General features: G+C 48.0%; 1 protein-coding gene. It reads right to left on the bottom strand.

Annotation, left to right across the window (positions count from 1 at the left end; genetic code table 11):
- Positions 1-748: 748 nt before the first annotated feature.
- Positions 749-1,062: reverse transcriptase domain-containing protein (locus tag FA727_RS25750; RefSeq protein ID WP_136833936.1), on the bottom strand; the 314-nt coding region annotated here is incomplete at its 5' end.

Genomic DNA, 1,062 nt, shown 5'->3' with positions numbered 1-1,062 from the left:
AGGAGACTGGAACAGCTTTTGGTACATATCGTCTTGATCTTTATGATAGTTGAGTTATAAACAACAACAACAACATAGCCTTTAGTCCCAAGCGAGTTGGGGTAGGCTAGAGATGAAACCCAAGAAACAAAGCTCAAGGCTCAGGAACGTTGATAGCTAGTCTCCAAGCGCTCCTATCGAAAGCTACCTCCTTGGAAATATTCCACTCCTTAAGGTCTCTGTTTATCGCTTCGTCCCAAGTCAATCTAGGTCTACCTCTACCTCTCTTTATATTATTGGCCCGCCCTAGGACCCCAATACGCACCGGCGCCTCCGAGGGCCTCCGTTGGACATGTCCAAACCATCTCAGCCGATGTTGGGTCAATTTCTCCTCAATGGGTGCCACCCCGACCTTCTCCCGAATGTCTTCATTCCGAACTCTATCCCTTCTTGTGTACCCGCAAGACCATCGCAACATCCGCATCTCTGCTACACTCAGTTGCTGGACATGTCGCCTTTTAGTAGGCCAACATTCCGCCCCGTACAACATCGCCGGTCGAACCGCCGTCCTATAGAACTTCCCCTTCAGCTTTTGTGGCACCCTCCGATCACAGAGGACGCCAGAGGCTTGACGCCACTTCATCCAGCCTGCTGCGATTCTATGCTTAACATCTTCATCAATGTCGCCATCCTGTTGCAACATCGATCCTAAATACCGAAAAGTAGCCTTTTGGGGGACCACCTGTCCGTCGAGGTTAACGTCTCCATCCTAGTGCCTAGTCCCACTAAAATTGCACATCATGTACTCAGTCTTGGTCCTGCTAAGTCTGAACACCTTCGACTCTAATGTGCGTCTCCATAGCTCTAGCTTCTCATTAACACCTTCCCTACTCTCATCGACTAGCACCACATCATCAGCAAAGAGCATGCACCAAGGAATATCCCCTTGTATATCTCTAGTGACCTCATCCATCACCAAAGCGAACAGATAAGGGCTCAATGCTGACCCTAACACCAACAGTTCAGTGAAAGAAGAAAAATTTTGAATAAAGTTGAGCCTCGTCACAAAACAAGAAATTAATA

This window comes from Robertmurraya kyonggiensis (genome assembly GCF_005116465.1).
GTDB classification, from domain to species: domain Bacteria; phylum Bacillota; class Bacilli; order Bacillales; family Cytobacillaceae; genus Robertmurraya; species Robertmurraya kyonggiensis.
The sequence above is the reverse complement of the archived record's forward strand: the minus strand, read 5'-3'. Positions and strand labels throughout refer to the sequence as shown.